The following is a 13,333-nucleotide window of genomic DNA, read 5'->3' as shown; positions in this document are numbered from 1 at the left end:
GAATGATTTTTGCAATTTCGCTAATTCACGAGCTCGCTTGCTAGACCGTGCCCCCATCCACCAAACCGGCGGCTTTAATGTAAGCCAATACGGTATCGTGCAGATGCAAGTCCAGTTGACTGAGTGCGCGATAGGAAATACGTGCCAGCAACGGTTGTCCAGCACAACTCAGTTGCACCATCACCATGCCCTGTTGCGGCTGACCGATACAAGTCACTTGGCACTGCAAGGCATTTTGCAGACTTGAGCCGTGTAACGGCGCGCGCGATAAAATCACTTCCCGCGCCATCACGCGCAGCAGTAAACGCGCATCCGTTCGAATATCACCGGGAATACGCAACGTTTGACCGCCACAGCTGGCTAAGATTTGTCGTCCATCATGATCATAACCACTGACTGTGGTTTCCAACAGCACAGCCGCATCAGGGTGCTGCGCCAGTGATAGCGCCGGATCGGCGAATAAGCTCACCGGTGAGCCTGTGGCTTCCACGCGGCCTTGATGCAATAGCACCACCTGACGACAAAGCGTGACTACCTCTTCCATCGCATGGCTGACATACAACATCGGCAAAGCCAGTTCACGACTTAAGGCGGCAATCTCATCAAGTAAAAGCCGGCGCGCATGATGATCGAGTGCTGACAAAGGTTCATCAAGCAATAACCAGCGCGGCGTGGCCATCAAAGCGCGAGCCAGCGCTACCCGCTGTTTTTGCCCGCCGGATAACGCTCGCGCTGGCATATCCAGCAACGCGCTAAACCCTAGTCGCTCGGCCAATTGCGCCGGTTCAGGGCTATTTCCTTTCGCAAAACGCGCAGCCAGTTGCAGGTTTTCCTGTACCGTTAACCAGTGAAACAAACGGCTATCTTGAAACACCATGCCTGCTGAACGCTGCTCGGGCGGTAAACTTTGCGTGCCGTTTTGCCAGCACACCTCACCGCAGTGGATCTGACCTTGCTGCGCCGGAATTAGACCCGCCAGAATGCGCAGCAACGTACTTTTACCGGCACCGCTGTGGCCGATGATGCCGTGGATCCCCTCCTCCGGCAGTGTAAAGGCAGCCTGCAAGCTAAAATCCGGCAGCCTATGCGTGATATCAACCTGCAACATTACTGAAACCGCCTTTGCTGACGTTTTTGCAGCACGCCATACACCAAGGTCAGCAGCACCACGGAAAACAGTAAGAGCCCTCCGGCCAGATAATGTGCGCTTTGGTAATCCATCGCTTCCACATGATCAAAGAGCGCAATCGACAGCACCTGAGTCTGCCCCGGAATATTACCGCCAATCATCAGCACCACGCCGAATTCTCCCAAGGTATGGGCAAAGCTCAAGGTCGCAGCGATGATAAAGCTCGGTAGCACCATCGGCACCACGATATGGCGAAAACGGGCCAAACGCCCCATACCGAGAGTTGCCGCCACTTCCAGCTCTTTATCCCCCATATTCACAAACGCGCTTTGTAAGGGTTGCACCGCAAAAGGCAGCGAATAAATCACGGAGGCCAGCACCAAACCGGTGAATGAAAACGCCAGAGTATGCCCAGTCATCTCCAGCCACCAATGACCGGGCAATGAGCGAGGTGAGAAAGCCAGCAGCAAGTAAAAACCCAGCACTGTCGGCGGCAGCACCAAGGGCAAAGCGACCAATGATTCAATCAGCGGACGAATACGCGAACGACTTCGCGCCAACCACCACGCCAACGATGGTGCCAGCAGCATCAAGATCAACGTGGTAGTCGCAGCCAGCCGTAAGGTCAGACGAACCGCCAGCCAATCAGCCTCCGACATCATCGCCTCCCACGCGCGCTACATTACTGCGCCAAATAGCCATGCGACTCAATCAGGCTACGGGCGGCATCGCTACGCAGAAAGTCGGCAAACGCCTTGGCCGCCTTAGGCTGCGAGCTTGACGCCAGAATCACCGCCTGCTGTTCAATGGCCGGATAGGCATCGGCGGGCAGCAACCAAACTTGCCCTTGCGGGTGCGCCATTTTCACATTCGGATAAGCCACCAGCCCCATGGGCGCATTGCCGGTTTGCACAAATTGATACGTCTGGGCAATATTGGCTCCGGTGACCAGCGTCAGGCCGGCAATATTCCACGCCCCATTCTGCTCTAACCAGTATTGCGCAGCCGCACCGTAAGGCGCCGTTCGTGGATTCGCGATGGCTAATTTCCCCAGCCACAGCTTAGGATCGGTACCCACTGGTGTGCCGGTATTCCATAGCGCCAACTGGCCACGAGCATAAGTAAAGCGCGAGTTAGGAACTATCCGCCCTTCCTTTTCTAAACGCTCTGGGCGTTCACTGTCCGCCGACAAGAACAGATCAAACGGCGCGCCGTTCACAATCTGCTGATACAGCACACCGCTAGAGGCTGACGAGATGGCAACCTGTTCGCCCGTTTGCTGCTGAAATTGCGTCGCCAACTGTTCTAATGTGGGCTTAAAGTTCGCCGCAACCGCCACTTTCAACGTGGCCGCATTCGCCGGTGACAGGCTAAATATCGCCACCACAGCCAATGTGCTGGCCGCAACGCGCCCTTTGTGTAGTCTGTTGTAGATCATCGGTGTGCTTATTCGCTTTGCCATCTGCGTGCTGCCTCCTGATCACTGGTTTTGGCTTCCACCCAGCGCGCGCCGTCTGGCATCTGCTCTTTTTTCCAAAAAGGTGCCCGCACCTTGAGATAATCCATAATGAATTCTGCTGCTGCGAATGCCGCCAAGCGGTGGCCACTGCTAACCCCGACATACACAATCTGCTCACCGCTGCCGAGCTCACCCACGCGATGAATCAGGCTGACACGGCCTAGCGGCCAACGTGCACGCGCTTCGCTGATAATGTCGCGCAGAGCTTTATCGGTCATCGCCGGATAATGCTCCAAGTGCAGGCCGTTCACGCTGCCTTGCTGACTGTGATTGCGCACTTTGCCGGTAAAGGTCACCACCGCGCCACAGCTGTCGTCCTGATTTAGCCACGTGTATTCGGCAGCAATATCAAAATCGTCTTCACTGACCCGAATTCGGGTTTCCTGTACCTGCATCTGCTTAACCTCCAGTAACCGGTGGGAAAAAGGCCACTTCATCCCCGTCTTGCAGCGGGTGAGATAATGACGTCAGCGTCTGGTTAACAGCCACCAGCAGATTTTCTTTATCAAGCGCCAGTGCCCAGCGCTCACTCCGCGCCGCCAAGGCCGCACGCAACAATTCAGCGGTAGCATAGGTTTCAGCCACCTCAATTTCACCGGTGTCGGTCAACTCGCGCACCTGCGCAAAAAATAACACCCGAATCATGATGCCTCCGCGGTGAATGTCCCGGACTTACCGCCGGTTTTAGACAGCAGACGCACATCGGTGATCTGCATGTCCTTTTGTACGGCTTTGCACATGTCATAGATGGTCAACGCTGCCACCGAGGCGGCAGTCAACGCTTCCATCTCTACGCCGGTTTTACCCGTCAGACGACACACACTCTCAATTCTCACCCGATTACGCTCCGGCTGGGCTTCCAGCTGCACTTCCACTTTGGATAACAGCAGTGGATGGCACAGCGGGATCAGTTCCCACGTACGTTTGGCGGCCATGATGCCGGCAATACGCGCGGTGGCAAATACATCCCCTTTCGGATGCCGCCCTTCCACGATCATGGCCAACGTTTCTGCGTGCATTTCAACGCAGGCTTGCGCTCTGGCTTCACGCACGGTTTCCGCTTTACCGGAAACGTCCACCATATTGGCTTCGCCCCGTTCGTTCAGGTGGGTTAATTGAGTCATGCTCCTGTCCTTTTCCGTGTTGGCGAAATTACTGCTGCAGATGCGGCATGAAGTTACATGGGCGATGACGCGCATCCAGCTGATCAGCAATGATCTTTTCCCACGCAGTACGGCAAGCGCCCGTAGAACCCGGCATCACGAAAATGGCAGTGTGGTTCGCAAAACCGGCCAGCGCACGTGATTGGATCGTAGAGGTGCCAATTTCCTGATAAGAAATCTGACGGAACAACTCACCAAAGCCTTCCACTTCTTTATCAAACAGTGGACGCAGCGCTTCTGGGGTAGAATCGCGGGAAGTAAAGCCGGTACCGCCGGTGACAAGAATAGCCTGCACGCTTGGGTCGGCAATCCACTGTGAAACCACGGCGCGCAGCTGGTACACGTCATCTTTCACGATGCGCTTATCTGCCAGACGGTGTCCTGCGGCCAGCGCCGCCTCAACCAGATATTGGCCGGAAGTATCGTTCTCTTCGGTGCGGGTATCTGACACAGTCAGTACAGCAATGCTGGCTGGCATAAATTCAGCGTGGGCGTGTCCCATGGGTAACTCCTTCATGATGAGTGCGATGTTGTGTGATAAGGCAGCCTTGCCTGCCCAATCATGACTTTTGGCAGTACGTTTTTATTCCGTACGCTTTATTCACTGCGTTTTGTATCTACTTGGTTTTAAATCGGGTTTTATCGTGTTTTTTAAAGCTTGATTCAGCGCCAACCTGACTGACTACCGACAGCGGCAATGACATGCACGACTTACCCGCCGATCGACGCCAAATGTGGTGTCTGACCGCTATTGCCCTCATGCAAGAAATGGCTCTGCTTTTTATGCAGCAGAGCATCTTGCACGCGTTGGCGCAGTAAAGGTAATTGGCTGTCATCTTCCAGCAAATCACGTAGCGGGATGCCATCATCACCAAACAGGCACAAATGCAGTTTTCCGGTCGCCGAAACCCGTAACCGGTTACAGCTGGCACAAAAATCCTTCTCATACGGCATGATCAGGCCAACTTCGCCCTGATAATCGGGATGCGTAAAGATTTGCGCCGGACCGGCATTGTAGCTGCGCGGTTTAAGCTGCCAGCCATTGAGTAGCAGCTTGTCGCGGATCACCGAGCCAGAAATATGATGGTCACGAAACAGCGAGGTCATCTCGCCGGTTTGCATCAGCTCGATAAAACGCAGCTGCAACGGACGATGACGGATCCACGCCAGAAACTGATCCAGCTGATGATCATTTAAGCCTTTCATCAGCACGGTGTTCACTTTCACTTGCGGATAACCGGCCTCGAAAGCGGCATCAATGCCCGCCATTACTTGGCTAAAGCGATTTTCACCGGTGATTTGATGAAACTGGCGCGGGTCGAGACTGTCTAGACTGACATTCACCGACGTAATGCCCGCCTCTTTCCACAGCGGGACATCACGGGCCATACGATAGCCATTGGTGGTCACCGCCAAGGCACGTAAACCCGGCAATTCGCTAATCGAAGAGGCGATAGAGATAAAGTCGCGACGCAATGTCGGCTCACCACCGGTCAGACGGATCTTGTCTGTGCCCAGCGCAATAAACGCCTGAGCAATCCGGCGAGCTTCATCGGCGCGCAGAAATGAGGTATTCGCCTGCGCCCGATAACCGTCCGGCAGGCAATAGCTGCAACGAAAGTTGCAGACATCTGTGATCGACAAACGCAGGTAATAGAACCCGCGGTCAAACGTGTCTTTGAGTTGCTGCACCTGAAAACACCTTTCCAATGTCGGGAGGCCCGGTAATTTCTCACCGAACCCGGTAGCATCATCTGTGCTACGGCCGTCATGCCCTATTCTGTGTGCCTGAATGAGTCAAGCTGCTGCAGAACGTAGGCAAAAGCGGCTTCGGAGTTTTTGGCGGCAATGTCCACTGCGTTGAGTGTGCGTTACGACATAACCACAATAAAATAACGTCTCTTCGCATTGTAAATAAAGCGTCCCTGAACTGACAATGAGAATGTGGAATATTGTTTTGGTAATCACACTCTCTTAGGGCAAGTGCTGTTTTATACAGCAATTCAGGCGATTACTGCGCTTTATCAAATCAATAGCCGAAAATGAAAAAGCCGCACCTCATGCTGTGCGGCTTTGGATGGAACTTAACACGTTAGGAGTGGCGTTTTGTACGTTATCTGTGCGTTATTTGCGCATTAAAAGCCGTTAAATCCGGTAAACGTGGTCACCAGCAGATACAAGTTGATGGTAATCACCACTACCGCAATCAGACGACCAGCGGCTTGTGTCAGCGGCTTGTTAGTTAAATCCCCCATCAATTGGCGATCGCCGGTAAAGCGCAGCAATGGAATCAAGGCCAGTGCAATACCAAAGCTGAGGAATACCTGACTCATCACCAACACGTGAGTGGCGTTCATCCCACACCAGATCACGATAAAAGATGGCAGCATAGTCACCGCGCGGCGTACCCACAGTGGAATGCTAAAGTTCACAAAGCCCTGCATCACCACTTGTCCAGCTAAAGTCCCCACCACGGTGGATGACAAACCCGCCGCAACCAAACTTAAGCCGAAGATCACTGCCGCCGCCTCACCCAGCAATGGATGCAAAGTCTGGTACGCTTGCTCCAACTCCGTAATACCGGTGTGACCAGCAGAGTAGAAAGTCGCAGCCGCTACCGCCATCATGGCGATGTTCACAAAACCGGCGATGGTCATCGCAACCGCAACATCCATTTTAGTCGCCGCATAACGCTCTTTGCGATCTTCACGACTGCCCCGCTGAGTCAACGCTGAATGCAGATATACCACGTGCGGCATGATAGTCGCCCCCAACACACCGGCAGACAAAATCAGTGCGTTTTGATCCGGCAATTGTGGTTTCACCATATGCCAGCCCAACTCGGAGATATCTGGGCGGGAGAAGATTAATTCACAAACATAGGCCCCCGCCACAAACATTAAAAACAATCCGATGATGATTTCCAGCGGCTTTTGCCCATGTTGCTGCAAAGCCAGAATCAATACAGTAGCAAGACCAGTCAAAATCGCGCCATCAAACAGCGATACACCAAATAACAACTTGAAACCGATTGAGGCGCCGATGAATTCAGCCAAATCAGTGGCAATGGCAATCAGCTCGGCTTGAATCCAGTAAAACCACACCAGCGGACGCGGGTAACTAGCTCGAATGTGCTCGGCTAAGTTCTGACCCGTTGCAATACCCAGCTTTGCAGAAAGCAGCTGAATCAGCATCGCCATGGCATTGGCCCATACCACCACCCACAGCAACTGGTAGCCAAATGTAGAGCCGGCTTGAATGTTGGTGGCGAAGTTACCCGGATCGATATAGCCAATCGCGGTAATAAAAGCAGGCCCCATCAGAGCGAGTTTGATTTTTCTGGCCCGCCGTGGTGCGGGTACTGCAACTGGTAATGTAGTCATGAGCCGATCTCCCTTGCATGAGATCTGCATTACACACTAAATGATAATGATTATCAATAGCAATTATTGTATCGACCGATGTCCCGCTATCTCGGGATATGTCTCGCTAGATGTCTGTAGTACTGAGCGTATCGCTCACTTCTATCGTCCACTGCCTACGATTACCGACCAATTACCGACTCACTACACAACTGATACAGAACTCGCTCAATGGCAGGCTTACTTCGAATGCCGACTAAAGTAAGGTTACAGGCTCTATCACTCTCTTTATATCAGCATTAAAACACAACGTTCCATTATGTTTTGGGATAAAACGCTACATCCTATCTATACTGATCTATGCCGCTCCGTGAGTTCACGCCTCTTGCTGAGTCACTTTTTTCTCTACCCAAAAGAGACGGAGCACTGCGGTACACCTTTAGTCGTTTTTACTGGAGAATCAATGATGAAATATGCAGCTCTCAGCCTAGCATTACTGCTTGGGCTCTCTGGTAACTCACTTGCCGCCGAACCAGAACAGACACAAGACAACAGCACTGAGCCTTGCTCTAATGTACGCAATACCGATGACAATGACACTCCATGGAGTGGCTCCGAACGCTGTAATGACAGCAGTGGCGCCGAATCTGATTATTCCGACTCCTCCAGCAGCGATGAGTCATCGGTAACCCCAGATCAACCTGCGCCAATGGCCAATTAGGCTTGCAGCCCTCACAGGTTCATCACATACAGCCTTGCGTAAGCAACTTATCGGTGTAAAGCAGCACACAAAGCACATACTCGATAAGACAACATGGAAGAAACGCAGGCTGTTTTCTTCAGCATTATGCACAGCCCCTCTTGTGCTTACACGATATCAACGAATTTCTTACACCAGACTGATACCAAGGGGTTACGCGAATACCCGTATCCCATCGCAAAATTAAAATACTATGCCGATTATGATTAATTAATCATGCCAATTGAATAGCGATAAATTCATTCTAAAACACAATATTCATCATCACAGCATTGATAATAACGGGCAAAACAAATATGCGGATTTTATAAATCCACCTTGATTATCAGTATGCTAACTCACTTACCTCACAGGAAATAATCATGCGGCTCATAATTAGACAATGAAGTCATATTTTGACGTACTTGTTTACCGGATTTGTATCTCTCAAAAAGCCTGCATTCACGGCACTCCGCTATACTGCTCGCCTCTGAACGGTATCCGCTAAGGCCATATAAGAATGAACGTAGTAATCTATTTGATAGCAGCATGTTGTTTTTTTGATCTTTGCAGTACTCTACTGCCGCAGACTTTTTCGCACTTTACAAATCTTATCCTTTCTTCCATTTTATTTTAAAAACCAGACGCTAGAATAAACCCTTTTCAGTCGCAGGTATTTTCCGATCCCGGCCTGATAAGTGACATATCAGATACCAGTAAATAACATCCACAATTTTAAGACTACTAGACAGATATGAGTTCGGTTTATTCCCTGTTTCACTCCAAATTCATGATTGACCTTGCCACGTTGGCGGTCATCTCACTGGCCGCTCTGGCCTTATGGTTCTTTTTCCTCAAGCGTAAGCACAGTGGCCGTCATCGACGCAAAACGGTCACCGCAGTGATCACCTGCATCTCTTCTATCGTGCTATGGGGCATCATCGCGCTAACGGTTACCGAGATCATTTACTTACTGCTGCATCACTTTACCGAGCTTTATACCGGTTGGATCAGCACCACGAATGTTATCTTGCTCTCGGCTATCACCATTAAGTATGTGTTTGCCCTGATTAGCCAAATCGAGGCGTCACTGATTGCCAAAGGCAATGACATCACGACCTCCAAGGCCATTTCACGCCTGTTGAAATCCGTGACTGTACTGATCCTGATTCTGATGGCCGGTCAACACTTTGGCCTGAGCGTTTCTGGTTTGATGACCTTCGGTGGTGTTGGCGGTATCGCCATCGGTTTGGCCGGTAAAGACATCATCAGCAATTTTTTCTCTGGCATCATGCTGTACTTCGATCGCCCGTTTAATGTGGGAGATTGGATCCGCTCACCAGACCGTAATATTGAAGGCACCGTGGCCGAGATTGGTTGGCGTCTAACTAAAATTAATACCTTCGACCATCGTCCGCTGTATGTGCCGAACTCGGTATTTTCATCCATTAGCGTGGAAAACCCGGGTCGGATGACTAACCGCCGCATCAAAACCGAGATTGGCCTGCGCTATGAAGACGCCAAGCTGGTTCGCGTGATTGTCGATGACATCCGCACCATGTTGCAAAATAATCCGGATATCGATACTACTCAGACACTGCTGGTGTACATGAACGAGTTCGCGGACTCCTCCATCAACATCATGGTGTATTGCTTCACCAAAACCACGGTGTGGGCAGATTGGCTGAAAGTTCAGCAAGATGTGTACTTGGATATCATCGATATTGTGCACGCCCGCGGCGCAGATATGGCATTCCCAAGTCAAACGCTGTATCTGGAAAAAGAATAAACGTCACCCACGCATTTTGCGCTAAAACAATTTGCACTAACACAATGCCGACCTGAAGGTCGGCATTGTTTTTTATAACCTAACAGACTGTATTAAAAGAGATATTCTGGTGCGCTGACTGGCAATCTGATTGATTGCGATCATACTAACTCACAATAACGCCCTCGATTTACTCCATCACCGTCTTGGAGGTAAACAGCATGAGCAATATCACTGAGTCTGCCGGTCTCATCGACATTGCCAAATATCTCAAGCGCATGCATGGTTACAGCGATGCCGAAGCCCTTGTCGAAGCTAAAGAGGTATTAGCCGGATTTCAGGACATGTCATCACATGGAATTATCAAAGGCTGGTATTTCGATGCCGAAGGCCATCTGGAATTATTGCCCAACGAACGGATTAAATAACCGGCAGATACAAGGCAGAACGTGCGGTAAATCAATATTCTGGATTGTGTTTTGCCGGATTGTTTTTTAAGGTTACGCCACTTCGAGTATCTTTACTCTTACCTCTTCAAGAAATAATAAAACTTATGCGTAACCCGATGCTTGCAGATCTGAACCATGTGGTAGCCATTGGTGGTGGACATGGTCTAGGCCGTGTCCTCTCGTCGCTGAGCTTTTTAGGTCACCGCCTTACCGGTATTGTCACTACCACCGATAACGGCGGCTCCACCGGCCGGATCCGCACCTCTGAAGGCGGCATCGCATGGGGAGATACCCGTAACTGTATTAACCAGTTGATCACCGAGCCAACCATTGCGTCGGCCATGTTTGAATATCGGTTTGCCGGCGAAGGCGAACTGTCTGGCCATAATCTGGGTAATTTGATGCTCAAGGCGCTAGATGACTTGAGCGTCCGTCCGTTAGATGCCATCAATCTGGTGCGCCGCTTACTGAAAGTAGATGCGCACATCATCCCGATGTCGGAAGAGCCTGTCGACTTGGCCGCCGTCTGTGCCGATGGTATGTCAGTGTTTGGTGAGGTCAATATCGATGCACTCACCGAATTACCAGTATCACTGCAATTGGTGCCGGAAGTCAGTGCCACGCGTGAAGCCATTACCGCCATTGAACGCGCTGATTTGATTTTAATTGGCCCGGGCAGCTTTATGACGAGCCTGCTGCCACCTCTGCTTAACCGTGAGATAGCAACTGCACTGTCTAACGCCACCGCAGCCCATGTGCTGTATATCGGCAATCTGGCCAAAGAGCACAGCCCGGCGGCACAGCTGAATATCGCGGAGAAACTGCAGATTATCGAGCGCCACATTGGCCGTCGTTGCATTACTGGTGTGATTGTCGGTCCGCATATTGATGTCAGCGTGTTGCGTGATGAGGATGGTCCAAAACGTCGCATCGTTCAAACGCAATTGGAAGCTGACGATATTCCGTATCGTCACGATCGTAACTTGCTCAAGCAAGCGATCGAGCAAGCACTGCAGATCAATCCGCTGAATTGACGTTGCACGTTGATGCTTAAGCCAACCGACGTTTAGATAGCAGAAAAAAGAAAGGCATTGTTAGGATAACCAACAATGCCTTTTTTATGCGTCTCACTATTCACACATCACGCATCAAGAAGTTTTTATAAACGCCTCTCGCAGTGCCTGCAGCTGATCGCGGATCCCCGCCGCTTCCTCAAACTCCAGATTCTGCGCATGTTGATACATCTGTTGCTCCAGCTCACGCATCTTCTGCTCCGCCTCTGCTGGCGAATGCACCTGATAGCTAGCCTCAGACTCAGCCACTTTACGGCCTTTGGATTTCTGGCGACCTTTATTGCTAACCCGCCCTCCGACATCCAGAATATCGGCCACGGCTTTATTCAGCCCTTGCGGCGTAATCCCGTTACGTTCGTTAAACGCTTGTTGTTTCTCACGACGACGTTCTGTTTCACCAATCGCACGCGCCATTGATGGCGTAATCCTATCACCGTACAAAATCGCCTTACCGTTAAGGTTACGTGCCGCACGACCAATGGTCTGAATCAATGAACGTTCGGAGCGCAAGAAGCCTTCTTTATCCGCATCCAGAATCGCGACCAGCGACACCTCCGGCATATCCAGCCCCTCACGCAGCAGGTTAATCCCCACCAGCACGTCAAACAGGCCAAGACGCAGGTCGCGAATGATCTCCATCCGCTCGACAGTATCAATATCTGAGTGCAGGTAGCGTACCTTCACATCATGCTCTTCCAGATATTCGGTCAGATCTTCGGCCATGCGTTTGGTCAGCGTGGTGACCAGTACCCGTTCATTAATCGCCGAGCGCAAACGGATCTCCGACAGCAAATCATCCACCTGAGTGGTTACCGGACGCACTTCCACCACCGGATCCAACAAGCCCGTCGGACGCACCACTTGCTCGATCACCTCGCCGCCAGATTTCTCCAGCTCATACGCCCCCGGCGTTGCCGATACATAAATGGTCTGCGGAGCCAGCGCCTCAAACTCATCAAATTTCAACGGGCGGTTATCCAACGCCGATGGTAGACGGAAACCATAATCCACCAGCGTTTCTTTACGCGAACGGTCACCTTTATACATAGCGCCGATTTGCGGCACCGTAACGTGTGACTCATCGATAATCAGCAAGCCATCAGCAGGCAGATAGTCAAACAAGGTTGGAGGCGGCTCGCCCGGATTACGGCCAGAGAGGTAGCGCGAATAGTTTTCAATGCCTGAGCAATATCCCAGCTCATTCATCATCTCAATATCAAACAGCGTACGCTGACTGATGCGCTGCTCTTCCAGCAACTTGTTGTTATCCAGCAAGACCTGCTTACGCTCGACCAACTCGACCTTGATCTTCTCGATCGCCTCTAAGATCTTCTCGCGGGGCGTCACATAGTGAGTTTTCGGATACACGGTATAACGCGCAACATCCTGCTGCACTTGCCCAGTCAGCGGATCAAACAATGACAAGCGTTCAACCTCGTCATCAAACAGCTCCACACGCACCGCATGTTCGTCTGATTCTGCCGGATAAATATCAATCACTTCGCCACGCACACGGAAAGTCCCGCGTTGAAATGCCTGATCGTTGCGGGTGTATTGCAGCTCTGACAAACGACGCAGGATAAAACGCTGATCTAGCGTATCGCCACGGCGCAAGTGCAACATCATTTTCAGGTAGGAATCAGGATCGCCCAGACCATAAATCGCCGACACCGAAGCCACCACCACCACATCACGTCGCTCCATCAGCGCTTTCGTGGCAGACAAACGCATCTGCTCGATGTGATCGTTGATCGATGCATCTTTCTCGATAAAGGTATCGGTACTCGGCACGTACGCTTCTGGCTGATAGTAGTCGTAGTAGGAAACGAAGTATTCCACGGCGTTATGCGGGAAGAAGGCTTTCATCTCGCCGTACAACTGAGCGGCCAAGGTCTTATTGGGCGCCAAGATCATGGTGGGCCGATTAAGGCTAGCAATCACATTTGCCGCAGTGAAGGTCTTACCGGAGCCGGTTACCCCCAGCAAGGTCTGGTGCGCCAACCCTGCGTCGAGGCCATCGATCAACTGGCGGATCGCTTCCGGCTGATCGCCTGCGGGTGCAAACTCAGATACCAGCTCAAAGTTTTTACTCATACCTACCTGCTATATCATCTCGTTTGTCTCGGATATA

The 13,333-nt window shown here is 51.4% G+C and carries 14 protein-coding genes and 1 riboswitch; of the genes, 4 read left to right on the top strand and 10 right to left on the bottom strand.

Annotated features, from left to right (window positions below; translation table 11 throughout):
• Positions 1 to 40: 40 nt before the first annotated feature.
• The 9 genes from modC to L975_RS07160 all read right to left on the bottom strand — a co-directional run bounded on the left by modC (position 41) and on the right by L975_RS07160 (position 7,194).
• Positions 41 to 1,108 (bottom strand): molybdenum ABC transporter ATP-binding protein, encoded by a 1,068-nt coding sequence (gene modC, locus L975_RS07200; RefSeq protein WP_052181328.1) that lies wholly within the window; start codon positions 1,106 to 1,108, stop codon positions 41 to 43.
• Positions 1,108 to 1,788, bottom strand: coding sequence for a molybdate ABC transporter permease subunit (gene modB, locus L975_RS07195; protein WP_039045304.1), 681 nt, complete (start codon positions 1,786 to 1,788; stop codon positions 1,108 to 1,110). The genes modC and modB overlap by 1 nt, the downstream gene beginning before the upstream one ends.
• 23 nt (positions 1,789 to 1,811) lie before the next feature.
• Positions 1,812 to 2,591 carry a molybdate ABC transporter substrate-binding protein gene (gene modA, locus L975_RS07190; protein WP_156121126.1) on the bottom strand — a complete coding sequence of 260 codons (780 nt, stop codon included), beginning with the start codon at positions 2,589 to 2,591 and terminating at the stop codon, positions 1,812 to 1,814.
• Positions 2,576 to 3,043: a molybdopterin synthase catalytic subunit MoaE gene (moaE, locus tag L975_RS07185; RefSeq protein WP_039045305.1), complete on the bottom strand. Its 468-nt coding sequence runs from the start codon at positions 3,041 to 3,043 to the stop codon at positions 2,576 to 2,578. Before moaE ends, modA begins: the two co-directional genes overlap by 16 nt.
• 4 nt (positions 3,044 to 3,047) lie before the next feature.
• Entirely contained in the window at positions 3,048 to 3,293 is a 246-nt protein-coding gene (moaD, locus tag L975_RS07180; protein ID WP_010861754.1) for a molybdopterin synthase sulfur carrier subunit, read from the bottom strand.
• Positions 3,290 to 3,772 carry a cyclic pyranopterin monophosphate synthase MoaC gene (gene moaC / locus L975_RS07175; protein ID WP_047707926.1) on the bottom strand — a complete coding sequence of 161 codons (483 nt, stop codon included), beginning with the start codon at positions 3,770 to 3,772 and terminating at the stop codon, positions 3,290 to 3,292. Before moaC ends, moaD begins: the two co-directional genes overlap by 4 nt.
• Before the next feature lie 28 nt (positions 3,773 to 3,800).
• Positions 3,801 to 4,313, bottom strand: coding sequence for a molybdenum cofactor biosynthesis protein B (gene moaB, locus L975_RS07170; RefSeq protein ID WP_010861756.1), 513 nt, complete (start codon positions 4,311 to 4,313; stop codon positions 3,801 to 3,803).
• Positions 4,314 to 4,522: 209 nt separating this feature from the next.
• Positions 4,523 to 5,503 carry a GTP 3',8-cyclase MoaA gene (gene moaA, locus L975_RS07165; protein WP_047707924.1) on the bottom strand — a complete coding sequence of 327 codons (981 nt, stop codon included), beginning with the start codon at positions 5,501 to 5,503 and terminating at the stop codon, positions 4,523 to 4,525.
• A riboswitch (molybdenum cofactor riboswitch) is annotated at positions 5,495 to 5,659 on the bottom strand. (Overlaps the previous gene by 9 nt.)
• A gap of 287 nt (positions 5,660 to 5,946) precedes the next feature.
• Positions 5,947 to 7,194, bottom strand: a complete 1,248-nt coding sequence (locus L975_RS07160) for an Nramp family divalent metal transporter (protein WP_047707922.1) — start codon at positions 7,192 to 7,194, stop codon at positions 5,947 to 5,949.
• Positions 7,195 to 7,636: 442 nt separating this feature from the next.
• On the opposite strand from L975_RS07160, the gene L975_RS07155 reads away from it, so the two are divergent.
• The 4 genes from L975_RS07155 to yvcK all read left to right on the top strand — a co-directional run bounded on the left by L975_RS07155 (position 7,637) and on the right by yvcK (position 11,163).
• Positions 7,637 to 7,894 (top strand): hypothetical protein, encoded by a 258-nt coding sequence (locus L975_RS07155; protein ID WP_039045309.1) that lies wholly within the window; start codon positions 7,637 to 7,639, stop codon positions 7,892 to 7,894.
• Between the two features lie 772 nt (positions 7,895 to 8,666).
• Positions 8,667 to 9,701 (top strand): mechanosensitive ion channel family protein, encoded by a 1,035-nt coding sequence (locus L975_RS07150; RefSeq protein WP_010861760.1) that lies wholly within the window; start codon positions 8,667 to 8,669, stop codon positions 9,699 to 9,701.
• Positions 9,702 to 9,901: 200 nt separating this feature from the next.
• Complete coding sequence (locus L975_RS07145; RefSeq protein ID WP_047707920.1) at positions 9,902 to 10,108, top strand: hypothetical protein; 207 nt, start codon at positions 9,902 to 9,904, stop codon at positions 10,106 to 10,108.
• A gap of 125 nt (positions 10,109 to 10,233) precedes the next feature.
• On the top strand, positions 10,234 to 11,163 hold the full coding sequence (gene yvcK, locus L975_RS07140; RefSeq protein WP_039045311.1) for a uridine diphosphate-N-acetylglucosamine-binding protein YvcK: 930 nt from the start codon (positions 10,234 to 10,236) through the stop codon (positions 11,161 to 11,163).
• Between the two features lie 114 nt (positions 11,164 to 11,277).
• On the opposite strand, the gene uvrB is transcribed toward yvcK, so the two are convergent.
• On the bottom strand, positions 11,278 to 13,296 hold the full coding sequence (uvrB, locus tag L975_RS07135) for an excinuclease ABC subunit UvrB (RefSeq protein ID WP_047707918.1): 2,019 nt from the start codon (positions 13,294 to 13,296) through the stop codon (positions 11,278 to 11,280).
• Positions 13,297 to 13,333 lie beyond the last annotated feature (37 nt).

It is taken from the genome of Plesiomonas sp. ZOR0011 (genome assembly GCF_000800945.1).
Taxonomy (GTDB): domain Bacteria; phylum Pseudomonadota; class Gammaproteobacteria; order Enterobacterales; family CAMTGL01; genus Plesiomonas; species Plesiomonas shigelloides.
This window is presented reverse-complemented; position numbering and strand designations above follow the sequence as displayed.